Source organism: Microbacterium sp. 22303 (genome assembly GCF_052045265.1).
Lineage (GTDB): Bacteria > Actinomycetota > Actinomycetes > Actinomycetales > Microbacteriaceae > Microbacterium.
Genome location: NZ_JBQEOQ010000007.1, coordinates 15,404 through 37,840, shown reverse-complemented (window position 1 = coordinate 37,840; position 22,437 = coordinate 15,404). Strand labels below are relative to the sequence as shown.

General features: G+C 69.8%; 20 protein-coding genes. 5 read left to right on the top strand and 15 right to left on the bottom strand.

What is annotated here, in order from left to right:
• Positions 1 to 10: 10 nt before the first annotated feature.
• From ACTJI8_RS17835 to ACTJI8_RS17805, 7 genes are all read right to left on the bottom strand, one after another.
• Complete coding sequence (locus ACTJI8_RS17835; RefSeq protein ID WP_440734777.1) at positions 11 to 1,582, bottom strand: FAD-dependent oxidoreductase; 1,572 nt, start codon at positions 1,580 to 1,582, stop codon at positions 11 to 13.
• Entirely contained in the window at positions 1,579 to 3,795 is a 2,217-nt protein-coding gene (locus ACTJI8_RS17830) for a molybdopterin oxidoreductase family protein (RefSeq protein WP_440734776.1), read from the bottom strand. Before ACTJI8_RS17830 ends, ACTJI8_RS17835 begins: the two co-directional genes overlap by 4 nt.
• Before the next feature lie 10 nt (positions 3,796 to 3,805).
• A complete protein-coding gene (locus ACTJI8_RS17825; protein ID WP_440734775.1) occupies positions 3,806 to 5,212 on the bottom strand; it encodes an MFS transporter in 1,407 nt (468 codons plus the stop codon).
• Between the two features lie 222 nt (positions 5,213 to 5,434).
• On the bottom strand, positions 5,435 to 6,253 hold the full coding sequence (locus tag ACTJI8_RS17820; protein WP_440734774.1) for an ornithine carbamoyltransferase: 819 nt from the start codon (positions 6,251 to 6,253) through the stop codon (positions 5,435 to 5,437).
• 217 nt (positions 6,254 to 6,470) lie between these two features.
• Complete coding sequence (locus tag ACTJI8_RS17815) at positions 6,471 to 6,830, bottom strand: hypothetical protein (RefSeq protein ID WP_440734773.1); 360 nt, start codon at positions 6,828 to 6,830, stop codon at positions 6,471 to 6,473.
• 2 nt (positions 6,831 to 6,832) lie between these two features.
• A complete protein-coding gene (locus ACTJI8_RS17810) occupies positions 6,833 to 7,051 on the bottom strand; it encodes a hypothetical protein (RefSeq protein ID WP_440734772.1) in 219 nt (72 codons plus the stop codon).
• A gap of 213 nt (positions 7,052 to 7,264) precedes the next feature.
• A complete protein-coding gene (locus ACTJI8_RS17805; RefSeq protein WP_440734771.1) occupies positions 7,265 to 8,578 on the bottom strand; it encodes an Nramp family divalent metal transporter in 1,314 nt (437 codons plus the stop codon).
• 321 nt (positions 8,579 to 8,899) lie between these two features.
• Between ACTJI8_RS17805 and ACTJI8_RS17800 the strand changes: the two genes are divergently transcribed.
• Entirely contained in the window at positions 8,900 to 10,471 is a 1,572-nt protein-coding gene (locus ACTJI8_RS17800) for a Na+/H+ antiporter (RefSeq protein ID WP_440734770.1), read from the top strand.
• 50 nt (positions 10,472 to 10,521) lie between these two features.
• On the opposite strand, the gene ACTJI8_RS17795 is transcribed toward ACTJI8_RS17800, so the two are convergent.
• The 5 genes from ACTJI8_RS17795 to ACTJI8_RS17775 form a co-directional block, all read right to left on the bottom strand.
• A complete protein-coding gene (locus ACTJI8_RS17795) occupies positions 10,522 to 11,454 on the bottom strand; it encodes a PfkB family carbohydrate kinase (protein WP_440734769.1) in 933 nt (310 codons plus the stop codon).
• Positions 11,451 to 11,750 (bottom strand): putative quinol monooxygenase, encoded by a 300-nt coding sequence (locus ACTJI8_RS17790; RefSeq protein ID WP_233312118.1) that lies wholly within the window; start codon positions 11,748 to 11,750, stop codon positions 11,451 to 11,453. The genes ACTJI8_RS17795 and ACTJI8_RS17790 overlap by 4 nt, the downstream gene beginning before the upstream one ends.
• A complete protein-coding gene (locus tag ACTJI8_RS17785) occupies positions 11,747 to 12,529 on the bottom strand; it encodes an ATP-binding cassette domain-containing protein (RefSeq protein ID WP_233312119.1) in 783 nt (260 codons plus the stop codon). Before ACTJI8_RS17785 ends, ACTJI8_RS17790 begins: the two co-directional genes overlap by 4 nt.
• The gene (locus tag ACTJI8_RS17780; protein WP_440734768.1) at positions 12,526 to 13,575 is read right to left on the bottom strand and encodes an ABC transporter permease; all 1,050 of its coding nucleotides are present in this window, start codon (positions 13,573 to 13,575) and stop codon (positions 12,526 to 12,528) included. Before ACTJI8_RS17780 ends, ACTJI8_RS17785 begins: the two co-directional genes overlap by 4 nt.
• Positions 13,576 to 13,642: 67 nt before the next feature.
• Complete coding sequence (locus ACTJI8_RS17775) at positions 13,643 to 14,746, bottom strand: substrate-binding domain-containing protein (protein WP_440734767.1); 1,104 nt, start codon at positions 14,744 to 14,746, stop codon at positions 13,643 to 13,645.
• A 113-nt stretch (positions 14,747 to 14,859) separates the two neighbouring features.
• Between ACTJI8_RS17775 and ACTJI8_RS17770 the strand changes: the two genes are divergently transcribed.
• The 4 genes from ACTJI8_RS17770 to ACTJI8_RS17755 all read left to right on the top strand — a co-directional run bounded on the left by ACTJI8_RS17770 (position 14,860) and on the right by ACTJI8_RS17755 (position 20,468).
• The gene (locus tag ACTJI8_RS17770) at positions 14,860 to 15,903 is read left to right on the top strand and encodes a LacI family DNA-binding transcriptional regulator (RefSeq protein ID WP_440734766.1); all 1,044 of its coding nucleotides are present in this window, start codon (positions 14,860 to 14,862) and stop codon (positions 15,901 to 15,903) included.
• 247 nt (positions 15,904 to 16,150) lie between these two features.
• Entirely contained in the window at positions 16,151 to 19,567 is a 3,417-nt protein-coding gene (locus ACTJI8_RS17765) for a GH32 C-terminal domain-containing protein (RefSeq protein WP_440734765.1), read from the top strand.
• Between the two features lie 35 nt (positions 19,568 to 19,602).
• Positions 19,603 to 20,058, top strand: a complete 456-nt coding sequence (locus tag ACTJI8_RS17760) for a hypothetical protein (protein WP_440734764.1) — start codon at positions 19,603 to 19,605, stop codon at positions 20,056 to 20,058.
• A gap of 2 nt (positions 20,059 to 20,060) precedes the next feature.
• Complete coding sequence (locus ACTJI8_RS17755; RefSeq protein WP_440734763.1) at positions 20,061 to 20,468, top strand: hypothetical protein; 408 nt, start codon at positions 20,061 to 20,063, stop codon at positions 20,466 to 20,468.
• Between the two features lie 54 nt (positions 20,469 to 20,522).
• Here ACTJI8_RS17755 and ACTJI8_RS17750 read toward each other — a convergent pair whose 3' ends face one another.
• The 3 genes from ACTJI8_RS17750 to ACTJI8_RS17740 all read right to left on the bottom strand — a co-directional run bounded on the left by ACTJI8_RS17750 (position 20,523) and on the right by ACTJI8_RS17740 (position 22,313).
• Positions 20,523 to 21,149 (bottom strand): nucleoside/nucleotide kinase family protein, encoded by a 627-nt coding sequence (locus tag ACTJI8_RS17750; RefSeq protein ID WP_440734762.1) that lies wholly within the window; start codon positions 21,147 to 21,149, stop codon positions 20,523 to 20,525.
• 134 nt (positions 21,150 to 21,283) lie between these two features.
• On the bottom strand, positions 21,284 to 21,658 hold the full coding sequence (locus ACTJI8_RS17745; RefSeq protein WP_440734761.1) for a YybH family protein: 375 nt from the start codon (positions 21,656 to 21,658) through the stop codon (positions 21,284 to 21,286).
• Between the two features lie 103 nt (positions 21,659 to 21,761).
• Positions 21,762 to 22,313 (bottom strand): RNA polymerase sigma factor, encoded by a 552-nt coding sequence (locus tag ACTJI8_RS17740; RefSeq protein WP_440734760.1) that lies wholly within the window; start codon positions 22,311 to 22,313, stop codon positions 21,762 to 21,764.
• Positions 22,314 to 22,437 lie beyond the last annotated feature (124 nt).

The following is a 22,437-nucleotide window of genomic DNA, read 5'->3' as shown; positions in this document are numbered from 1 at the left end:
GCCCCGGCTCTCACACCGCCGGCACCGCCGCCAGCAGCGCGGCGATCCGTCCCTTGCAGCCCCCGCACCCGGTGCCGGCGCGCGTGCAGCGGCCGACCTCCTCGACGGTGCCGCACCCGTCGGCCACCGCGTCGGCGATGCGGCCCGCCGTCACGCCGTTGCACCAGCACACGGTCGCGTCGGGCCCGAGCGGGTCGTCGGCGGTCACGGCCGAGCCGGCGTCGGCCGCGTCGAGCCGCAGCAGCGCCGCCGGATCCGCGACGAGGCCCGCCCCTCGCTCGTAGCGCAGGGTGAGCTCAGCGCCGGCCTGGGGCAGGCCGACCGAGACGAACCCCGCGAGCACGCCGTCGCGGACGACGGTCTTCAGATACGCGCCCCGCGCGGCGTCCACCCACACGCTGACCTCGGCGTCGGCGTCCCACGGCTCGGCCGCATACGACCCGCCCGACACCACGTCGATCCCGGTCGCCTTGAGCATGAGCGCCGTCGGGCGCTCGTGCCGCGCGACGGTCGCCTGCGCGCCGGCCGCGAATCCGGTCGACTCGGCGTGCAGCCGGCTCGCGACGGCGGCGGCCTGCCGCCATCCGGGTCCGATCAGACCGCTCGGCGCCCCCGGCACGCGCCCCGTGGCGTCGGCCTCGTCTGGATCCGCGATCTGCGCGCAGTCGCCGATCGCGAACACGTCCGGATCCGTCCAACTGCGCAGATCCGCGTCGACCAGCACGCCCGTCGAACAGGCAAGGCCGGCGGCGAGCGCGAGCTCGACCCGTGGAGCGACACCGCAGGACAGCACGAGAAGATCCCCGCGCAGATAGGTGCCGTCGGCGCACACGATGCCATCGAACACCGGCCCCGCCGGGGAGTCCCTGAGCTCGACGGTCTCGGCGCGCGCATGCGCCGCCATCCGCAAGCCCGCCGCGCGGGCGGCACGCGCGAGCATCCGCCCGCCGGTCTCGTCGAGGTTGCGCGCCATGGGGGCCGTGCCGTGGTGCACCACAGTGACCCGCGCCCCGTGCTCGGCGGCGAGCAGCGCGAACTCCATGCCGAGCACGCCGGCGCCGAGCACGACGACCGCTCCACCCCCGGCGACCACCGGCGCGACCGCCTCGGCGTCGGCCACGTCGCGCAGCGCGAGCACGCCCGCGGGCAGCGCCCGGCGTCCGCCGTCCCGGCCGGGCACCGGCGCAGCGCCGCGCTCGTGCCTGGTGTGCTCCAGGCCGGCCAGGGTCGGCACGTTGGCACGCGCGCCCGTGGCGAGCACGAGCCGGTCCCAGGCGAGCTCGTCGCCCGCCGAAGTCCGCACCCGGCGTGCAGCACGGTCGATGGCGATCGCGGTCTCGTCGAGCCTGATCCGCACCCCGGCCGTGCGCGCCGCCGCGGTGTCCGCGATTTCGAGGCGCTCCCGTGAGGTGGCGCCCACCGCGTACTCGGCCAGCAGCACGCGGTTGTACGCGTCCTCGGCCTCCGCACCCAGCACGGTGAGCGACACCCGCCCCGCCGTCACCGCGGGCAGCAGCTCCTCGACGAAGCGGGCGCCGACCGGTCCGTAGCCGATCAGCACGATCCGCATCGGGCCGCTCATGCCGGCACCTGTTCGGCGTTCACGGATGCGACTCCGTTCTCCCCGACCGCGGGGGTGACGACGACCATCGTGCGCTTGAACTCCGGCATGCCCGAGATCGGATCCGTGACCGCGGCGGTCAGCCGGTTCGCGCATTCCGCATCCGCGAAGTGGAACGGCAGGAACACCGTGTCGAGCCGGATCCGCTCGGTCAGCAGAGCGTCCGCCATGACGCGTCCTCGGCGATTTCGGACCACGATCGGATCCCCGCCCGTGATTCCGAGCCGGGCGGCCGTCGCGGGGTGCAGCTCGGCGCGGGCGCGCGGGTGAGCATCGCTCAGCTCGGCGATCCGCCGGGTCTGTGCCCCGGACTGATAGTGCTCGAGCAGGCGCCCGGTGATGAGTGTGAGCAGCGCGGAACCGGACCGCTCGCCTGCCGCCCCGCCGTCGAGCGGCTCCTCGTCGGGCGCCTCCGGATCGCGCTCCTGCGGCTGCACCGGCACGAGCCGCGCCCGGCCGTCCGGGTGGGCGAACCGCTCGGCGAACAGCCGCGGCGTGCCGTCCGAGCCGGCGGGATACGGCCAGTGCGCGGCGACGCCTGCGGCGAGCTGTGCGTCGAGGAGCGCGTGGCTGAGCCCCGAGTAGTCCGCGATCCCGCCGGCGGAGGCGCGGGCGAGCTCCGCGAACACGATCGCCGGCTCCGTCGGCCACTCCGACGGAGCCTCCAGCCGGGCGGCGAGATCGGCGAGGATCTCCAGCTCGCTGCGCACCCCGGGCGGAGGGGTCAGGGCGCGACGACGGCGGATGACCCGTCCCTCGAGCGTCGTGAGGGTGCCTTCCTCCTCGGCCCACTGCGTCACCGGGAGGACGACATCGGCGAGCGCGGCGGTCTCCGAGAGCACGAAGTCGCACACGACGAGCAGGTCGAGCGCACGGAGGCCCGCGGCGATCGCTCCCGCGTCGGGGGCGGAGATCATCGGGTTCGCGCCGTGCACGAGCAGGGCGCGCACGCCGCCGGGTTCGCCGAGCATCCCCAGCAGCTGCACGGCCGGAACGCCCGGCCCGGGCAGACTGTCCGGATCCACGCCCCAGACCGCGGCCACAGCCGCCCGGTCCGCGGGATCGGCGATCTTGCGGTACCCCGGCAGCTGGTCGCTCTTCTGCCCGTGCTCGCGGCCGCCCTGGCCGTTGCCCTGGCCGGTGAGTGTGCCGTATCCCGAGTCCGATCGGCCGGGCAGCCCGAGCACGAGCGCGAGGTTGATCGCCGCCGTAGCCGTGTCGGTGCCGTCGACGTGCTGCTCGATGCCCCGCCCGGTGAGGATGTACGTGCCGCGGCCGCGTGCGAGCCGGTGCGCGGTCGCGCGCAGCACCGCGACCGGGATCCCCGTCGTCGCCTGCACCCGCTCGGGCCACCATCGTGCGACGCTGCGGCGCAGCGCGTCGAGACCGGTCGTGCGCTGCTCCAGATAGGCGCGGTCGGCGAGCCCGTCCGCCAGCACGAGGTGGATGAGGCCGAGCAGCAGCGCGAGGTCGGTGCCGGGCGCGGGCTGCAGGTGCGAGCCCGCACCGTCCGCGGTGAGCTCGGCGGTCTGCGAGCGGCGCGGATCCACGACGATCAGGCCACCGGCGGCGCGGGCGCCCGCGAGGTGCGAGAGCAGGGGTGGCATGGTCGCGGCGACGTTCGAGCCGAGCAGCAGGATCGTGTCGGCGTCGTCGAGGTCGGAGACGGGAAAGGGCAGGCCGCGGTCGATCCCGAACGCCCGGTTGCCCGCCGCCGCGGCGGACGACATGCAGAACCGGCCGTTGTAGTCGATGCGCGAGGTGCCCAGCGCCACCCGGGCGAACTTGCCGAGCAGGTACGCCTTCTCGTTCGTGAGCCCGCCGCCCCCGAACACTGCCACTGCGTCGGGTCCGTCAGCCGCGCGGATCGCGCGCAACGACGACGCGATCCGCGCCAGCGCCTCGTCCCAGCTCGCCGGGCGCAGAACACCGGCATCGCGGATCAGCGGTGTGGTGAGCCGCTCTGGGGACGCGAGCAGGGCGGCTGAGGTCCACCCCTTCTTGCACAGCCCGCCTCGGTTGGTCGGGAACGTGCGCCCCTCCACCCGCACCGGGGCTGAACCGGCCGGATCCGGGGTGAGCGTCATGGCGCACTGCAGCGCGCAGTACGGGCAGTGCGTGTCCGCCGCGGCAGAAGAGGCGGGAGCCGTCGGGGGCGGGGATCCGGTTGCCATCGCGGCCGACTCAGATCCGCGCCCCGCGGCGGCGTCCGCGCAGCAGCACGGCGGTCGTGATCCCGCACAGCACGACGTAGGCGACCACGAACCAGCCGAGGCCGGCCGCGTATCCTCCGGTCGCCGCCTTGGACAGCCCGAGCGCCTGCGGGATGAGGAAGCCGCCGTAGGCGCCGATCGCGGAGACGATCCCCAGCGCAGCGGCCGCGGCGCGCTGAGTGGCGACGTCGCCCGATGAGGAGTGCCCGTCAGCCCCGGACCGCAGCGCGAACAGCGTCGGGATCATCCGGTACGTCGCGCCGTTGCCCGCGCCGCTCGCGACGAACAGCAGCAGGAAGAAGCCGAGGAACAGCCAGAAGGAGTGCAGCGGCAGCGTGAGCACCACGGCGAGGGCGCCGAGCGCCATGACTGCGAAGGCGGCGATCGTCACGGCGCTGCCGCCGAACCGGTCGGCCAGCCGTCCGCCGAAGGGACGTGCGAGCGACCCGACCAGCGCCCCGACGAACGCGAGCGACAGCATCGCGCCTCCGACGGGGAAGGCGGTGAACGCGGGGAACTGATCGGCGATGAGCTTGGGGAACACGGCAGAGAAGCCGATGAACGATCCGAACGTGCCGATGTACAGCAGCGCCATGAGCCACAGTTCGGGATAGCGCAGCGCGGCCAGAGACGCCGAGATGTCGGCACGGGCGCTCGTGAGGTTGTCCATCCGGCGCCAGGCGCCGAAGGCCGCGATCAGGATGAGCGGCACCCAGATGAGACCCGCGAGCGGCAGATGCAAGGTCGCGCCGGCTCCCAGTGTGATCACGATCGGCACGACGAACTGGGCGACGGCGGCACCGAGGTTCCCGCCGGCGGCGTTGAGCCCGAGGGCCCAGCCCTTCTGCCGCTGCGGGTAGAAGGAGGTGATGTTCGCCATCGAGCTCGCGAAGTTGCCTCCGCCGAGGCCGGCGAGCGCCGCGACGGTGAGCATCACCGGGAACGGGGTACCGGGGTTCGACACGCACAGCGCGAGCCCGAGCGCGGGGACCAGCAGCAGCAGCGCCGACACCACCGTCCAGTTGCGTCCACCGAAGCGCGGCACCATGAACGTGTACGGGAAGCGCAGGGTCGCTCCGACCAGGCTCGGGATCGAGATCAGCCAGAACGTCTCGGAGACGGTGAAGTGGAATCCTGCCGCCGGCAGCGCCACGACCACGATCGACCAGAGCTGCCAGACGACGAAGCCGAGGAACTCGGCGAAGATCGACCAGCGCAGGTTGCGCCGCGCGATCGCAGAGCCCGCGGTGCGCCACTGATCGTGGTCCTCGGCGTTCCATCCGGAGATCCAGCGTCCCGGCAGGAAGCCGAGCGCGGAGCCGGTCGCGGGCCTCTCCGCGGTGGGCGTGGTGGTGCTGTTCGTGGCGATGCCGGTCATGCGGACCTCCCAGGAGTGCGTGTGCGATCACGCTAGGAAGTCCGTGTTTCCGGCTGTCGTGTGCGCCGTAACGTCTGCGTGTCGAACTCCTCTCCGCAGCAACCAGGCTCTGTGAGATGTCGCGATGCGCTCCCGGTGCCGCCCCGGGGATGAACGTCGCGAGCGGGGTGGAGTAGGACGAGACGGCAGACCAGTCAGGCGGGTGATCCGGAAGCGGCCGGCTCACGTCTCGAGCGCCCGGGACATCACCGCCTGCTGCACCGTCGTGAGATGGCGTTTGAACCTGTATCCGACGAAGGATGGATGATCAACGGCGTCCTCGGAGACTTCGCGTCCTCGGATGAAAGGCGGACAAGGAGCGAACCGGACATTGTCCGGCGCAGTATCCAGAAGCTCCCCCGTCACGCGATAGGGTGCGAGCGCATCCGCATCGCGACGGGGCCCGTCCGTGATTACGACGTCTGCTCCGCGCATGGCGTCGCGAAGATCCTCGTTCCAAGGCATCCCCGGCACCCGAAGCTCTGCGGGACAGCTCTGCTCGATATCGATGCCGAAAGCGACTCCTGCCTCCCACCACGCACGGGCAATATTCCCGTCAGCGCCTACGAACAGGAACTTGAGCCCGAACGGATCAGCGTCCTGAGCCAGCGCATAAAGGTCTGAGAGCACCTCGCACGGATGGTTCACGTTCGTCATCGCATTGATCACCGGGAGCGTCTCCGCCCCTGCCAGACCGCGCAGCACTTCGATATCAGGGTGACGCACGACGAGGAGATCCACCCACGAGGCGAGGTAGCCGACGACATCGATCGGGTCCTCGTCCTTATCGAGTGTCTCCGGCGGGAACACAATCGGCTGCAGTCCCATCTCGGCGGCACCACGCTCGAAGGAAACGCGCGTTCGCAAGCTTGATGCGGGAAAGAAGAGGGCGGCAGCTCCATCCATGATGGGGCCTCTCCCGCCTTCGAAGGACTTGGCGCGTGCGAATATGTCGCTCAGGTCGTGCCGGCTGAGGCCTGACAAGGAAAGTAGATGTCGCACTCATCTAGTATCCAGAAGATCCACGGACGGGCGGGCCCCACGGAGGAACACACCCAGATGCCGGCCGGAGCCCGACGTAGCGCCACTCGCCAATGCTGCCGGCCGACAGAGTGAGCTCGCGAGCTCCTCCCGTCACAGGGAGTGTGTGCCCCTCAGGATTCGGATTTCCCGAAGGGCTTACACCTCCGTTGCGGTCGTCTCGCGCGGGCGACGACGTTCAGCTGCGTTTCGCTGTCATCACACCGACGATGAATCCGATGACGGCCGCGCCTGCGGCCACCAGCAGAACAGTGCGCGTCGGATGGTGCTTCACGTGGGCGACCGCATCACCGCCCATCCCCGCCACGAAGTCCGCGGCCTGTCTGGCTCCCGCGATGACCTCCTCGCGTCGGGCGTCAATCGCATCCGTGACCGCACCTGCCACCGCGCCCACCGCATGCGACGCCGTGTCGGATGCCTTGGAGATCACATCCGACGCCGCGCCCGCAGCCTTGTCCACGCGTTCCTCGACGGCACCGGCAGCCGCGTCGCTGATCCTGCGCACGCGATCCTCCGGCTCGCTCCCTGTCTCGGCCATGCTCATCTCCTGACCTTCTTGGCTTGCTTCACGGCAGCCTGTGCGGCCGCTTCTGCGCGTTTGAGGGCCTCTTTGCGCGCCTTCTTCACCTTGGGGTCGTTCCATACGGCATCGAGGCTCGCTCGAATGTCTCGGTACCGGCCCCGACCCGCCTTCGCACCATAGAAGTAGGCCACCATCGCGACAACCCCGACGCCGAACCAGAAGAAGTACTTTCGCATTTTGCTCTCTCTTCCCTCACCACGTCCGCAGTCCCGTCGATCTCCGCACAGAGTGCGTGGTCGCCGGGCATGCCTGCACGATCACGCTGCATCGGCCAGAAAGCCAGATCATTGACAGATGCCGCTCGCGCTCGCTATAGGCCACGAATACTCCGTGGCGATCATGCGACGTCGCCTCGCCCGCGGTTCACGGGTTTGCGCCGAGAGTTGCACTCACCTACCGGCGACGGTGTACCAGATGCCATAAGCGCCGGCGACGCACATGAGCACGGTGGTGGCCCATCCCAGCGTTGCTGCCAGTTTCCCGTTTCGGTGTCTACCCATGATGGTGCGGTCGCGGGAGATCAGCATCATGATGATCAGGAACGGACCGGCGGCGATGCCGTTGACGATCGCACTGAGCACGAGCAGCCCGATCGGGTCGGTGGAGACGACGGCGAGGATGGTGCCGCCGATCATGCCGATGCCGAGCAGAACATAGAAGAGCGGCGCCCGGCGTGGGTTCTTGTCCAGACCCCAGTTCTTGTTCAGCAGAGCCGAGAGGCCCGCAGCTCCCGCGGCTGCGAGGACAGGTACGGCGAGCATGCCGGATCCGATGAACCCGAGGGCGAAGAGGATGCTCGCGAAATCGCCTGCAATGGGCTCAAGGGCCTTGGCCGCTTCCGCAGCACTGGAGACCGTCTTGTGGTGCGCACCCAGGGTCGCTGCGGATGACGCGATGATCGCGAACATGATGAGGACGCTGAAGGCCATACCGGTGAAGACATCGATTCGTCCGTTGCGCAACCGGCGGTGCGCCTCGCGTGCGGGACGTTCGTCGAGAGCGGGCGCATCGTCTCCACCTCGTTTCTCTTCGCGCATCTCCTCGACTCGCTGCGCCGACTGCCAGAAGAACATGTACGGGGACACGGTCGTCCCGAGCACGCCGACGGCGAGACCCAGGTAAGCCGGCGAAAGCTGGAATTGGAAGCCTGCGAGGCCGGCCGCGACGCTGCCCCAGTTCACATGTGTCGCGAAGAGGACGCCGAGGTAGACGAGCAGCACAAGGCACAACCACTTGAAGATCCTGCCGATCAGCTCGAACGAGCCGAGCATGACCGTCACGAGGATCGCGACGCCGGCGACGATGCTCCAGATCCATGCAGGTCCAGCGTGCAGAAGCTGCATGCCCTGCCCGATCGCGTTGAGGTCTGCGGCGAGGTTCAGACAGTTCGCCGCGATCAGCGCAACGATCAGAACACCGATCGATGCACCGATGCCCCGGCGGAACTTGCGGCGAATCAACGCGCCGAGGCTGTCGCCAGTCGCGAGGGCCATGCGATCGCAGATCTCCTGCACCGCCATCATGAGCGGCAGCGAGAGCGGAACGGTCCATAGCAGCCCGTTCCCGAACGTGGCCCCCGCCTGCGAATACGTGGCGACGCCTGAGGGGTCATCGTCCGCGGCGCCTGTGACGAGACCGGGACCCAGCACGCGCAGGAAGCGCATAACCGGATTGCTCTTCGGTTTCTCCTCTTCGCCGCTCATGGGACTCCTCGCTGTCACGGCGCCGCGGCCGCGCAGCGGCGCGGCCCTGTGTCTGTCGAGTTCGCAGGCTATGCGCTCCGTCACAGGCGCGAAACGGGGTTGCAAGGCGCCCGAGAGATGGACTACGCGTCCTGTCACGGTGCGGATCCGATCCCCTCACCGGAAGACCTCGGAGGACGACGCGAAACCGCTCCCGCCCCTGCCCGCAACGGGCTGGAAACACGGGGGTGCGACCCTGGGCATGGCGAAGCTCCTCGAGTCGGCGTCGCGATGGCGGGATCCTGTTTCGCCGCATCGTCCCGTCTCCCGAGAGGACTGCTCATGGATCCGCTCATCACCTTCGTCCTGGTCGGCTCCCTCGTGGTGGCGGCGTCCTGGGCCGCGCCGCGGCTTCGCGTTCCCGCGCCGCTGCTCCAGCTGCTCCTCGGGCTGCTCGTCGGGTTCATCCCGGCGGTGCGCGACATCCATCTCCCGTCCGATGCGGTACTGGTGCTGTTCCTGCCGGCGCTGCTGTTCTGGGAGGCGCTGATGACGCCGCTGCGCGAAGTCCGCCGCGATCTGCGGGTCATCCTGCTGCTGAGCACGCTGCTGGTGGTCGCGACGACGTTCGGAGCGGCGGGCATCGGCGTCGCCTTCGGCTGGGGATGGCTGCCCGCGCTCGTCCTCGGCGCCGCGCTCGCGCCCACCGACGCCACCGCCGTGGGAGCCCTCGCCCGCGCGCTCCCGCACCGCAACATCGTCCAGCTGCGGGCCGAGAGCCTGGTCAACGACGGCACCGCGCTGGTCATCTACACGATCATGATCGGGATGGCCGCGAGCGGCGCACCCTACTCCGCAGGGGAGATCGCGACCCTCGTCGGTGTGGCGTACGGCGGCGGGGCCGTCGTCGGCCTCCTCGGCGGTCTTCTGGGGACCGTCGTGCTCCGGCGCCTGCACGATCCGCTCCTGCACAACGCGGCCCTCGTGCTGGTGCCGTTCGCCGCGTTCCTCGCCGCCGAGCAGATCCACGCCTCCGGTGTCATCGCCGTGGTCGTCGCGGGGCTGTATCTGAGTCGCACCGGTCCGCGCGCCGGCACCCCGCAGTCCCGGCAGCAGCGGGACGGTTTCTGGACGCTGGCGACCACGACGCTGAACGGCGCGCTGTTCGTCCTGATCGGGATCGAAGCGCAGTCGGCGATGCGCGCGGTCCCCCTGCAGAGCATCCCGATGCTGGTCCTGCTGTGCGTGCTGATCTGGGTCGCGATCCTGCTGATCCGCTTCGCGTTCCAGATGATCACAACCTGGGGGATCCGGCTCGTGGACCGCAGCCCCGCCCAGCGCAGGAAGCGGATGACGCATCGCGCCAGGGTCGTGTCGACCGTCGCGGGGTTCCGCGGTGCGATCTCCCTGGCCGTCGCACTCGCCGTGCCTGCCGCGATGCCCGGTCGCGCCGAGATCATCTTCGTCGCGACTGGGGTCGTGGTCCTCACGATCCTCGCGCAGGGCATGCTCCTGCCGGCCGTGATCCGCTGGGCGCGCCTCGAGCCCGACACGATGGTGTCCGCCGAGTTCACCCGCGCGCACCGCACCGCGCTGCGCTCGGCGATCGAGGCGACGCCTTCCCTCGCCGAGGGGATCGAAGCGCCCGATCACGTGCGCGAACGAGTCGTCAACGAGTACCGGGAACGGCTCGAGCGGATCGACGCCTCACCGGAACCCGGACGCAGCACCCGGCGCGACCTGGACCACGACTACGCCGCGCTGAGCCTCGCCCTCGTCGACCACACCCGGGACGTCGTGATCCGCCTCCGCAACGACGGCGCGATCAGCGACGCCACACTCCACCGGCTGCAGACCCGGCTCGACCGCGACGCGCTGCACTTCACGCCGGCGTCGGCAGATCGGCACGACTGACCGCCTGGTGTCCTCCGCGACGCACCGGATCGGCGCGCCGCGGAGGAGGATCAGGCAGCCGTCAGCGCGCTCGCGAGTTCCACGGCGGTCGGCGGCATCGCGCCGGCTCGGGCCACGGTGAGACTCGAGGAGGAGGAGGCGATGCGGCCGATCTCGGCGAGCTGTTGGACCGTCAGCGTGCCCGAAAGGGCGGCGTCGATGCCGACGCGCTCGACGATCGCGGCGATCAGGCCGGACATATACGAGTCCCCGGCGCCGATCGTGTCCACGGCGTTCGTCGCCCGCACGGGCACCCCGACCCGGTGGGTCGCGGTGTGCAGCTCGCTCCCGGCGGCGCCGTGGGTGACTGCGACGAGCCGCGCGCCGGCCGCCAGCAGCCGCCGAGCCGCGGTCCCGGCCTCACCCGGGTACAGCCATTCGGCGTCCTCGTCGCTGAGCTTGACCACGGCGGCGCGCGCGGCGTAGCGCTCCACGAGCGCCCGACTCTCGGCCTGCGGCGGCATGAGTGCGGGACGCACGTTGGGGTCGAACGTCACCAGCACGCCTTCGTCCAGCGACTCCACAAGGGCGAGCACGCCCTCCGCTCCGGGCGCGCGGAGGGCGCCGATCGACCCGACGTGCACCACGGACGCGTCGCCGACGGTCGGCGGGTGTCGCAGGGTCCAGTCGATGTCGAAGTCGTACACGGCGGATCCGTCGGCCTGGATCCGCGCCCGCGCGGTCGCCGTGCGCCGGGCACCGCCGGCTGTGCGGACCACGGCGACCCCGGCGTCGGCGAGATGCGCCGTGATCGCCGCGCCGTCCGCGTCGTCGCCGTACTCGGTCGCGAACACCGTCGGGATGCCGAGCCTGCCGAGACCGAAAGCGACGTTGAGCGGACTTCCGCCGACGTGGCGAAGAGGCCCGGATCCGTCCCCGCGATCCACGATGTCTATCAGCGCCTCGCCGATCACGAGCGCGGGCGAGCGCGGGCTCTCACTCATGCGGGGATCGTCTCCAGCCAGGTGAGGGCCGAGCCGCCGCCGACGACGAGTGGGGCGAGCGCCTCGTTGAACGCCGCGCAGTACGCCGCAGTGACATGCGCCTGGAAAGACGCCTCGTCCACGTACTCCTCGTACACGAAGAAGCGGTCGCGGTCCTCCCGCAGTCGGTGCGCGTCGAAGCGCAGGTTACCCGGCTCGGCCGCCACGCTCCGACGGTACCCGGCGACGAGGGTCGCGACCGCGTCCCCTGCTCCGGGCACCGCCTGGAACTCGGCGTAGAGATGTGTCGAGGTCACAGCGTCTGCGCACCCGTCATGATGGCCACGGCTTCGCCCATGGTGTGCGACTGCGGCGTGATGGTGCCGGCGCGCTTGCCGAGGCGCTGGATGTGGATCCGGTCCGCGACCTCGAACACGTGCGGCATGTTGTGGCTGATCAGGATCACCGGCACGCCGGTGTCGCGCAGGCGCTTGATGAGCTCGAGCACCTGGTTGCCCTCGCGCACGCCCAGCGCCGCGGTCGGCTCGTCGAGGACCACGACCTTGGACCCGAAGGCCGCGGCGCGCGCCACGGCGACGGCCTGACGCTGACCGCCGGAGAGGTTCTCGATCGGCACCGTCACGTCCTGCAGCGTGGAGATTCCCAGTCGCGTGAGCTCGTCACGGGCGTTCTTGCGCATCGCCTTGGTGTCGAGCATGCGCAGCGTGGATCCGAGGAAGCCCGGGCGGCGCAGCTCCCGGCCGAGATACATGTTGCTGGCGACGTCGAGTGCCGGCGAGACAGCGAGCGACTGGTACACCGTCTCGATCCCCGAGTCGCGGGCGTCCTGCGGGCGGCGGAAGTGCACCGGCTTGCCGTCGAGCAGGAGCTCGCCGCCGTCCGGGATCTCCGCGCCGGTCAGGCACTTGATGAGTGTGGTCTTGCCGGCGCCGTTGTCACCGATGATGGCGAGCACCTCACCGGCGTACAGGTCGAGGCTGACGCCGTCGAGGCCGACGACATGACCATACGTCTTGACGAGCCGCTTCGCCGACAGCACCGGCGTGCGGGTTTCCGTGGTGGCTGCGGCGTTCACTTGCGCACCTTCCGAATCCACTGATCGATGGAGACCGCGACGATCACGAGGATGCCGACGGCGAGGGTCTGGTAGAGCACATCGAGACCGGCGAGGGCGAGACCGTTGCGGAACACGCCGACGATGAGCGCCCCAAGCAGGGTGCCCCACACGTTGCCGCGACCGCCGAACAGGCTGGTCCCGCCGATGACGACGGCGGTGATGGCGTTCAGGTTGGCGTCGACGGCGGCGTTCGGGCTGGACCCGAAGTCGCGGCCGATCTGGATCCAGGCGGCGAGCGCCACGATCGCTCCCGCGACCACGTACACGCTCAGCAGCACGCGGTTCACCCGGATGCCGCTGAGTCGGGCGGCCTCGGGGTCGTCGCCGACCGCGTAGACGTGGCGCCCCCAGGCGGTGCGGCCAAGTGCGAAGGCGACGACGACGTAGAGCAGGATCATCATGAGCACGCCGTAGGTAACATCGACGCCGAGGTGGAAGGTGGACCCGGTCCACGTGATGATGTCGGGCAGCTTGTTGCCCTGCACGGTCGCGCCGTTCGAGAGCAGCAGCGTGATTGCGGTGAAGATGCTCAGCGTGCCGAGCGTGACGATGAACGGCGGCAGGTTGAGGCGGGTGACCAGGAAGCCGTTGACGACGCCGGTGAGCACACCGGCGATCAGACCGATGACGAGGGCCAGGATCCCGGGCAGTCCCAGTCCTGCGGCGGCGTTGCCGATCACGACCGAGCTGAGCACCATGGCCGCGCCGACCGAGAGGTCGATGCCTGCGGTGAGGATGACGAGCGTCTGCGCGACGCCGAGGGTGCCGATGACGGCGACCTGCTGGGTGACCAGGGACAGGTTGTTCGGGGCCAGGAACCGCGGGTTGATCACACCGAAGATGATGATCGTCACGACGAGCACGATGGCGGGGCTGATGGCCGGGTAGCGATAGAGGATCGCGCGGATCCGCTGCACCGGCGTCTGGCGGGCGAGGAACTCGTCGGCGAGATGCAGCGCCGAGGTCGGCGGCCCCGCCTCGGGCGTGGTGGTGGTGTCTGACATGGTGGCTTTCCCGTTCGGAGAGGAGGTGGGGAGAGGGCGCCGGCGACTCCGCCGGCGCCCCGGGAGATCACTTGCCCCAGCAGGTGCTGCCGGCGTCGGCGGAGGTCAGGCTCTCCAGACCGGTCTGGGCCTGGTCGGTGACGAGCTTCTGACCGGTGCTGAAGAAGTCCAGGCCGTCCGTGGTCTTCGGCTTCTCGCCGCCACGGGCGATCTTCGCGATGGCCTCCATGCCGAGCGAGGCCATCTTGGACGGGTACTGCTGCGCCGTCGCGCCGATGATGCCGTCCTTCACGTAGCCGACGCCGGTGCAGCCGCCGTCGATCGACACGATCGTGACGTCCTTCTCCTTGCCCGCGGCCTTGAGCGCCTGGTACGCGCCGTAGGCGGCCGGCTCGTTGATCGTGTAGACGACGTTGATGTCGGGGTTCTTGGAGAGCAGGGTCTCCATCGCGGAGCGACCGCCGTCCTCGGCACCCTGGGTGGCCTGGTGACCGACGATCGTGTACTCGCCGCCCTTGCCGCCGGTGTAGGAGCCGCTCTTGGCCTCGGATCCGTTCTTGCTCTTGTCCGGCACCTCGATGCCGAGCCCCTTCAGGAAGCCCTGGTCGCGGTTGGTGTCGACCGAGACGATCTGATCGCTGAACAGGTCGAGCATCGCGATGGTGGCCTTCTTGCCGTCGAGCTTCGCGGCGGTCCACTTGCCGATCAGCTCGCCGGCCGCGAAGTTGTCGGTCGCGAACGTGATGTCGACGGAATCGGCCGGGTCCGGAACCGTGTCGAGGGCGATCACGTACAGGCCCGCCTTGCGCGCCTTCGCGATCTCGTTGTTGACCGCGGAGCCGTTCGGCGTGATCAGGATCCCCTTGTCGCCACGGGAGATCGCATTCTCGATCGCCTGGATCTGGCTGTCGGTGTCGCCGTCCTTCTTGCCCGCCGCGAGGGTGAGCTTGACGTTGGCCTTCTTCGCGTCGGCCTGAGCGGCGTCCTCCATCGAGACGAAGTACGGGTTCGTCGTGGTCTTGACGATCAGGGTCACGCCGACCTCGTCATTCGGACCGGCGGTCGCACCGGCCCCGCCGGTCGACGAGCACGCGCTGAGGGAGAGAGCGGCGATGGTGGCGAACGAGGCTGCGACGGCGAGCTTCGCGCAGCGGGTCATGTGGATTGGCATCTTTGCTGTCCTAACAGGATTCGGGGCGACACCCCTGACAACGGTGTCAGAGGTATGTTTAATGCATCGGTTCGCGCAGCGCAACCGAAACGTCAAGGAAACACAACGGGTATATGACATCGTTATCAGCGCCGAAACCACCACGGGTCACCATCCGCGAGGTGGCGCGGCACGCGGGAGTCGGCATCAAGACCGTCTCCCGGGTGGTCAACGACGAGCCCAACGTCGCACCCGCCACCGCCACCCGTGTCCGTGCATCGATCGAGGCACTGCACTGGGAGCCGGACGCGCACGCAGCGAACCTACGCCGCACCACGACGCGGACGCGCTCGGTCGGACTGCTGCTCGGCAGCGTGTCCAACCCGTTCGCGGCGACCATGCACCGCGCGATCGAAGACGTCGCGGCGCACCGCGATGTCGCCGTGTTCGCCTCCAGCCTCGACGACGATCCGGAGCGCGAGGTCGCCGCCGTCGAGGCGTTCGTGCGGCGCAAGGTCGACGGCCTGATCCTCACCTGCGTCGCCGAGAGCCAGGACTACCTCGCCGAGCTCGTCCCCCCGGAGATGCCGGTGGTCTTCGTCGACCGAGAGCCGAGCGGGTACGCCGCCGACAGCGTCCACTCGGACAACCTCGCGGGGGCCGGCGTGGCCGCGCGGCATCTGCTCAGCTTCGGACATCGCCGCCTGGCTCTGCTCATCGATCGCCGTTCCATCTGGACGGCCCGGGAGCGAGAGCGCGGGTTCCTCGCCGCGCTGGCCGACTTCGGCGTGCCGGCCGACTCGGCGACGATCGTTGCCGACCTGTCCGATCAGGATGCCGCCGAGCGCGCAGTGATGACGCTGCTGGGCGCTCCCGATGCGCCGACCGCGATCGTCAGCGGCCAGAACCTGATCACGATCGGCGCCGTGCACGCGCTGCGCAAGCTCGGGCGGCATCGCGACGTGGCCCTGGTCGGCTTCGATGATGTCGAGCTCGCCGATCTGCTCGAGCCGGGCCTGACCGTGGTCGCGCAGCGCCCGCGGGAGATGGGGCGCGCTGCCGCGGAACGCCTGTTCACCTCCCTCGACGCCGGCCAGCGTCTGGCCGCCGAACGCATCGTCATCCCGGTGGATCTGATCCCACGGGGCTCCGGCGAGATCCGGCCGCCGCGGGCCTGAGCAGGCAGCGGCGCGAACGCCGGGACGTCGGAGGACTGACGAGCCGACCACGTCGCTCGCGCCCAGCGCCGAGCCCTGCCCGACAACGGTGTCGCGAATGAAGGCGAGAGGAGTCGCTTCGCGAGGAACACTTGCGCAATCGCACGGTTCTCACTATTGTCGGCGCGGGTGACATCGTTGTCAGCCACTTCACAGGAAGGCAACTCTCATCGTGAGAAGGCAAAGAAGCCGCAGGTCCTCCACGCTCATGACGGGCATCGCAGCGTGTGCGCTGCTGCTCAGCACCTCGGTCGCCGTGTCCGCTCAGGCTGCCGACGCTCCGCCGCCGGCGTCGCAGCAGTATCGGCCGCTGGTGCACTACACGCCGACGACCAACTGGATGAACGATCCCAACGGTCTCGTCTATGTCGACGGCACCTATCACCTCTTCTATCAGCACAACCCGTCCGGCACACGCTGGGGCAACATGAGCTGGGGCCACGCCACGTCCGATGACCTGGTGCACTGGGTCGAGCAGCCGCTGGCCATCCCGCAGACCCTCAACGATCAGGGCCAGTCCGTCGAGGACATCTTCTCCGGATCCGTCGTCGCCGACGTGGACAACACCTCCGGATTCGGCGCCCCCGGTGGGCCGACCCCGCTCGTGGCGATCTACACCTCGGCGTACACGGACAAGAATCCGACCTATGCGGGAATCCAGGCGCAGTCCCTGGCCTACAGCCTCGATCACGGGCAGACCTGGACCAAGTACGGCGGGAACCCGGTGCTGAATCGGAACTCGGCGAACTTCCGCGACCCCAAGGTGTCCTGGTACGACGGGCCCGCGGGCAAGTACTGGGTGATGGTCGCCGTCGAGGCCACCGATCACAAAGTGGTGATCTCCAAGAGCACCGACCTCAAGACCTGGACGCATCTGTCGGACTTCGGGCCCGCGAACGCCGTCGGCGGCCAGTGGGAATGCCCGGATCTGTTCCCGCTTCCGGTCGACGGCGACCCCACCCGCACCAAATGGGTCATGGTCGTCAACCTGAACCCCGGAGGCCCCAACCAGGGCAGCGCGGGACAGTACTTCGTGGGCGACTTCGACGGCACGACATTCACCAGCGAGACGACGGACGGCCCCGGCGCCCTACCCGCGGGGACGACCTTCGCCGATTTCGAGAACGGCAGCTATGACGGCTGGACCGTGAACAACGAACCCGGTAACCGGTTCAACGGCCCGTGGGGATCCGCCCCCGCCACCGGCGCGCTGGACGGACAGAGCCCGGTGACCGGCTTCGTCGGATCGGGGCTGGTGAACAGCTTCATGGATCACGATTGGGCCGTCGGCACGCTGCAGTCCCCCACGTTCACCATTACCGACGACTACGTCAACTTCCTCGTCAGCGGGGGCAAGCACCCGCACGTTCCCGACTCGCAGCTGACCAACAACCCGCCCGCCGGCCGGACCCTGTTCGACTTCGAACTGCCGGACGGCCAGAACCTCGCCGGCTCGGGATGGACCCTCACGGGAGACTTCGCGACGGATCCGAACCGCAACCCGTCCACAGCCGGCGGCGACTACTACCTCGGTGCGAAGCGCATCAACACCTTCGAAGGAGGCCCCAGAGGCGACGACAACACCGGCGACATGACCTCCCCCGCCTTCACTCTCGACGGCTCGTACGTCTCGTTCCTGATCGGCGGCGGACACCGCGACGACGGCAGCCTCGAAGCCGAGCTCATCGTGGACGGGGCCGTGGTCAGGACGGCGATGGGCAAGGACGACGGCGCCCTCAACTGGGCCTCGTGGCATGTGCAGGACTATGCCGGCAAGCAGGCGCAGATCCGGATCCACGATGGCGCGACGGGCGGATGGGGGCACCTCACCTTCGACAATGTGGTGATCGGTGACGAGCCGGCGCAGGTGCGCTCCGACGAGACGGCGGTGAATCTCATCGTCGACGGAAAGGTCGTCCGCACCGCCACCGGGGCGAACAGTGAGAACCTCGACTGGGCGTCGTGGAACGTCCGTCAGTTCCGGGGCAAGCAGGCGAGCATCCAGGTCGTCGACAACAACCGGTTCGGCTGGGGTCACATCCTGCTGGATCAGGTGATGTTCGGCGACACGTCGGCCGCGTCGGCGCTCGACGGCTACGACTGGCTCGACCACGGGCGCGACTACTACGCGGGCATCTCCTACGGGGGCACTCCGGCCAACGGAACGCGCATCATGCAGGCCTGGATGAACGACTGGGACTACGCCGAGAACATCCCGACATCGACGTGGCGCAGCTCGATGGCGCTGCCGCGCGAGGTGAACCTGGTGAGCACTCCCGACGGTCCGCGGCTGAGTCAGCGCGTGGCGCCCCAGGTCGATGCCCTGCTCGATCAGCCGAATGCCCAGACGCGTTCCGCGGTCGCCGTGAACGGAGCGACGGACCTCGGCCTGTCCGGCGAGGTCGCCAAGGTTCACGTCGTGCTGAATCCCGGAGCGGCGACGAGAGCCGGTATCACGGTCTTCGGCGACGGCGGCAGCGGCAGCGGCAGCGGGACGAAGATCGGCTACGACACCACCCAAGGCCGCCTGTTCCTGGACCGCACGAACTCGGGCAACGTGGGCTTCGACAGCAGGTTCCCCTCGGTTGACGGCGCCCCCGTCTCGTTGCAGAGCGACGGGAAAATCGCGCTCGACCTGTATCTCGACCGGGCCTCCGTGGAGCTGTTCACCGCGGACGGGCGCACGAGCCTGACCGATCAGGTGTTTCCGAACGCGGGAGCCACCGCGATCAGCGCCTGGTCGGAGGGCGGAACGGCGACGATCGACAGCATCACGGTCACGCCTCTGACGCAGAGCATGTTCGTGAACCATCCCGCGCCACGGGCCTTCGCGACGGTGGACCGACGCACGGTGTCACTGACCGCCACCGCGACGGACACCCGGATCGCTCGGATCGAGTACTCCGTGAACAACGGCGCGTGGCAGCAGTACTCGGCCCCGTTCGCCGTGGACGGCGATCAGTCGGTCCCGGTCGCGTTCCGGGCGACGGACCTTCGCGGAGCGACGAGTTCACCGGTCGCCGTGACCGTCGCCGCCACGCGCGTCGGAGCCGATGCCGTGCTCAAGCCGTTCGGCGCGACGAAGACGATCCTGACGGGGCAGGCGACCAACGGGTTCGCGGCGCAGATCGTCGACGGCAACGGCGGCGGCGTTCTGGGCACCGACATCACCTTCACCCTCACCGGCGGGACGTTCGCCCACGGTGCGACGACGGCCGTGGCCACGACGAACGCGGCCGGCATCGCGATCGCCCCGGCAGCATCCTCTTCGACCCCGGGGACCATGTCGGTCACCGCCGTCGGGGCGGGTCAGTCGATGACACTGCCGACGGTCGCCGTCGTCGCGCCGGTGCCCACGCTCAGCGCGGAGAGCACGGCCGAGTCGAAGATCGTGTCGGGCAAAGTGTCGGTCCAGGTCACGGCCAGGAACACGGGCGCGAATCCCGTGACGATCAAGCTCTTGACGAAGTACGGCTCCAAGACCTTCACAGCCGTGGCACCGGGGGCGTCCGTGACGAACGAGTTCAAGACCTATCTCGCCTCGATCCCGGCGGGAGAGGCCACGATCTCGCTCAGTGACGCATCCGGCACCGCGATCACCACCACCCCCTACGCATCCCGATGACATCCCGGACAACGGTTCACCCGCGGAGAGAAGACATGCCTGAACACGATTCCCCCACCGCGCCTGAGGGCTTGACGCGACGTGCCGCGCTCGTGGCGGGCGCCTGGTCGGTGCCCGTCATCGCCGCGGCGGTGGCAGCTCCCCTGGCCGCCGCCTCGACACCCCTCCTCGACGCGACAGCGTTGAACGGAGCGGGGCGGGCGTTCGACTTCGATGGAGTCTCCCCCGGGGACTCCATCGCGCTGATCATCCAGGTCAGCGACAACGGCACTCCGTACTCGGGCAGCGCATCCGCCGTTCTCGCCGGCGCCTCCGGGATCGCCACCTGGGACGGTGACGTCCTCGACGTCGGCGCCGATCCGAACAGCGCCTCCGCTCCCGTCGACGGCGGCGAACTGTCGCTGCCGATCGTGGTCGGAGCGCTTGGGTCCTTCTCGGTGACGGTGCTGATCGCAAGCAGCACCTGGACCTTCTCGGTCACGCTGAGCTGACGATGCGCACGCGCCCACTCACCGCGGTCCTGTCCGTGCTCGCGGTCGCCGTGCTCGTGTCCGGCTGCACCGCGCCGTCGGACACGAGCCGCGTCGCGACGCCGACGCCGACGCCGACGGCCACACACGGCATCAGACTCGTTTCGCCGGACGGCCCTGTCACGCTCCGCGACGAGGTTCGCATCATCGTCGAGGTGACGAACGGCCGGGCACCCGTCGCCGGTGCGCATGTCACCTTCGACGTCCTCTCGGGACCCGGGATCTACCCGGACGGATTCGAGACGGACACCACCGACGAGGCCGGTGTGGCGACCTCTCTGCAGCTCCATGCCGATTCGCCCGGCACCATCGCCGTGCGCGTCGCCGCGGATGCGCAGTCGAAGGAGATCGACATCACGGTCGCGCCGTGACCGTGACCGTGCCTGCTCGACGGGCGCCGGTGCCCGGCCGGTCGCCGACGGCGGTCAGTCGGCGACGATGAGGTCCGCGACGCCCCGGCGCGCGCGGATCCGCTCGGCGTTGGGCTCGTCGACGGCCGCGACCCAGGCCTCGGCCTCGGCGGGCGTCTTCCCGAACGCGACGTGCCGGGCGACGAGTCGCTCCCGGCGCAGGTCCTGGGGCGTCTCGGCGAACCAGACCTCGGCGAGCAGACCGCGCGCGACCGCCCACGGCTCCTCCGCGTCGAGCAGGTAGTTGCCCTCGGTCACGATCAGGGCGGGTCCGGCGGCGATGCGCCGGTCCGCGGCGATCGGCTGCTCCAGAGTCCTTTCGAATCCGGGGACGTAGACCGCGTGGTCCACCTCGGTGAGCGCCCGGCGCAACGTCGCCGCGTACCCCCATCCGTCGAAGGTCTCGATCGCCCCTTTGCGGTCGACCAGCCCCAGAGACCGGAGGCTGCCGTCGCCGAGATGGAACCCGTCCATCGGGAGCCACGCGACCGCGACCCCTCGTTCCTCCAGCGCCGCGATCAGGGCCAGGGTCAGCGTCGTCTTGCCGGATCCCGGCTCCCCTACGATGCCGAGCGCCACACGGTCCGCGCGCCCCGCAAGACGTTCGGCACGGTCGATGAGGGCAGGGGCGACGGTCGGCACCCGGGAATGGTACCGGATCAGGCCTTGCCGGACCGGTGCCCGCCGTCCGCCCGGCCTCGGGAACCGCCCGGGCGGACGGCCAGGATCCCGCCGCGTCCCGGCCGTCGCGCGGCTGGATCGCCGGCGCCCGCGGTTCAGGCGGTGCCGAAGGGGTTGTCGATGACGTAGCGCCATCCGTGCCGCTCGTCGTGAACGGCCACGTCCGCCGTCGTGCCGGCGAGGTGGATCTCGGACCCGTCGGGGCCGGTGCCGCTGATCGTCCAGTCGGCGATCGCCAGACCGGTGCTCCCCGTCTGGAACACGTGGCGCACGGTCATGGTGATGGGCAGGTTCAGCCCGAGGAACTGCTCCAGCGCGCCGCGCACGGCGTCCTGGCCGGTGACGGGGGTGCCCGGCGCGGGCACGAACACGACTTCCTCGGTGTTGAGCGCCATCAGTCCCTCGAGATCGCGTGCGTTGAAGCGGTCCGCGAAGGCGAGGTTGAGCTGGTCGAGAGCGGTCACGGTCATGAGGTTTCCCTTCTTCCGAGACCCGCACGGTGCGGGCCTTCAGAGAGGAAGACGCCCCTGACGCAGAAGTGTGACAAAGCCGACGAGGTGGCAGCAGCCCGGGTCAGGCCCCGACCCGCGAGGCGTGTTCGGACATGCCGGAACGCCGGCAGCTGTTCAGCGCCTTGCGCGCACGAGCGATCCGCTGCCGCGCCGTCACCGGAGTGATGTCCAGCCGCTCGGCGATCTCCGCGGCCGAGAGCTGATCCACGACGTTCAGCAGCAGCGGCTCGCGCAGCGCCTCGGGCAACCCGTGCAGCGCCTCGAGTGCCCCGTCGAGGATCACCCGCATCTCGACCTCACCGCTCACGTCTTGCTCGTCGCGCACGTCCTCCGGAAGCATCGACTCCGGCCGCCGGTGCCGCAGACGCGCGAGATCGATCGCGGCGTTGCGCGCGATCGCGTCGAGCCAGGAGCACATCTGCCCCGGCTCCGGCGCATGCAGCTGTTCGATCGATCGCCACGCCCGAAGCAGCGCGTTCTGCGCGACGTCGTCCGCGTCGTCGACCGGGACGCCCAGAGAGATGCTGCGGCGGCGCAGCCGCTGCGGATCCGCTTCGATCATCGCCGTCAACGACGCCCGACGCGCGTCATCCGCCTCGCGCTCCCCTGCCATAGAACTCCCGTGATCCGACTGCCGTGATGCGCTGCCGTACGGCTCGCGCGCGTCTGAGGAGACCGTAGCGCACGGAGATCATTTCGATCTCAGGGCCCGTTCGCTCGAATCTCCGCCACAAGCC

Excerpts from the sequence above, each read along its gene's own strand:
- ACTJI8_RS17815 (WP_440734773.1), bottom strand. The coding sequence starts at position 6,830 with ATGGCCGAGACAGGGAGCGAGCCGGAGGATCGCGTGCGCAGGATCAGC.
- ACTJI8_RS17805 (WP_440734771.1), bottom strand. The coding sequence starts at position 8,578 with ATGAGCGGCGAAGAGGAGAAACCGAAGAGCAATCCGGTTATGCGCTTC.
- ACTJI8_RS17760 (WP_440734764.1), top strand. The coding sequence starts at position 19,603 with ATGCCTGAACACGATTCCCCCACCGCGCCTGAGGGCTTGACGCGACGT.
- ACTJI8_RS17745 (WP_440734761.1), bottom strand. The coding sequence starts at position 21,658 with ATGACCGTGACCGCTCTCGACCAGCTCAACCTCGCCTTCGCGGACCGC.
- ACTJI8_RS17770 (WP_440734766.1), top strand. The coding sequence starts at position 14,860 with ATGACATCGTTATCAGCGCCGAAACCACCACGGGTCACCATCCGCGAG.
- ACTJI8_RS17775 (WP_440734767.1), bottom strand. The coding sequence starts at position 14,746 with ATGCCAATCCACATGACCCGCTGCGCGAAGCTCGCCGTCGCAGCCTCG.
- ACTJI8_RS17830 (WP_440734776.1), bottom strand. The coding sequence starts at position 3,795 with ATGGCAACCGGATCCCCGCCCCCGACGGCTCCCGCCTCTTCTGCCGCG.
- ACTJI8_RS17765 (WP_440734765.1), top strand. The coding sequence starts at position 16,151 with ATGACGGGCATCGCAGCGTGTGCGCTGCTGCTCAGCACCTCGGTCGCC.
- ACTJI8_RS17800 (WP_440734770.1), top strand. The coding sequence starts at position 8,900 with ATGGATCCGCTCATCACCTTCGTCCTGGTCGGCTCCCTCGTGGTGGCG.
- ACTJI8_RS17755 (WP_440734763.1), top strand. The coding sequence starts at position 20,061 with ATGCGCACGCGCCCACTCACCGCGGTCCTGTCCGTGCTCGCGGTCGCC.
- ACTJI8_RS17835 (WP_440734777.1), bottom strand. The coding sequence starts at position 1,582 with ATGAGCGGCCCGATGCGGATCGTGCTGATCGGCTACGGACCGGTCGGC.
- ACTJI8_RS17795 (WP_440734769.1), bottom strand. The coding sequence starts at position 11,454 with ATGAGTGAGAGCCCGCGCTCGCCCGCGCTCGTGATCGGCGAGGCGCTG.
- ACTJI8_RS17825 (WP_440734775.1), bottom strand. The coding sequence starts at position 5,212 with ATGACCGGCATCGCCACGAACAGCACCACCACGCCCACCGCGGAGAGG.
- ACTJI8_RS17810 (WP_440734772.1), bottom strand. The coding sequence starts at position 7,051 with ATGCGAAAGTACTTCTTCTGGTTCGGCGTCGGGGTTGTCGCGATGGTG.
- ACTJI8_RS17780 (WP_440734768.1), bottom strand. The coding sequence starts at position 13,575 with ATGTCAGACACCACCACCACGCCCGAGGCGGGGCCGCCGACCTCGGCG.
- ACTJI8_RS17740 (WP_440734760.1), bottom strand. The coding sequence starts at position 22,313 with ATGGCAGGGGAGCGCGAGGCGGATGACGCGCGTCGGGCGTCGTTGACG.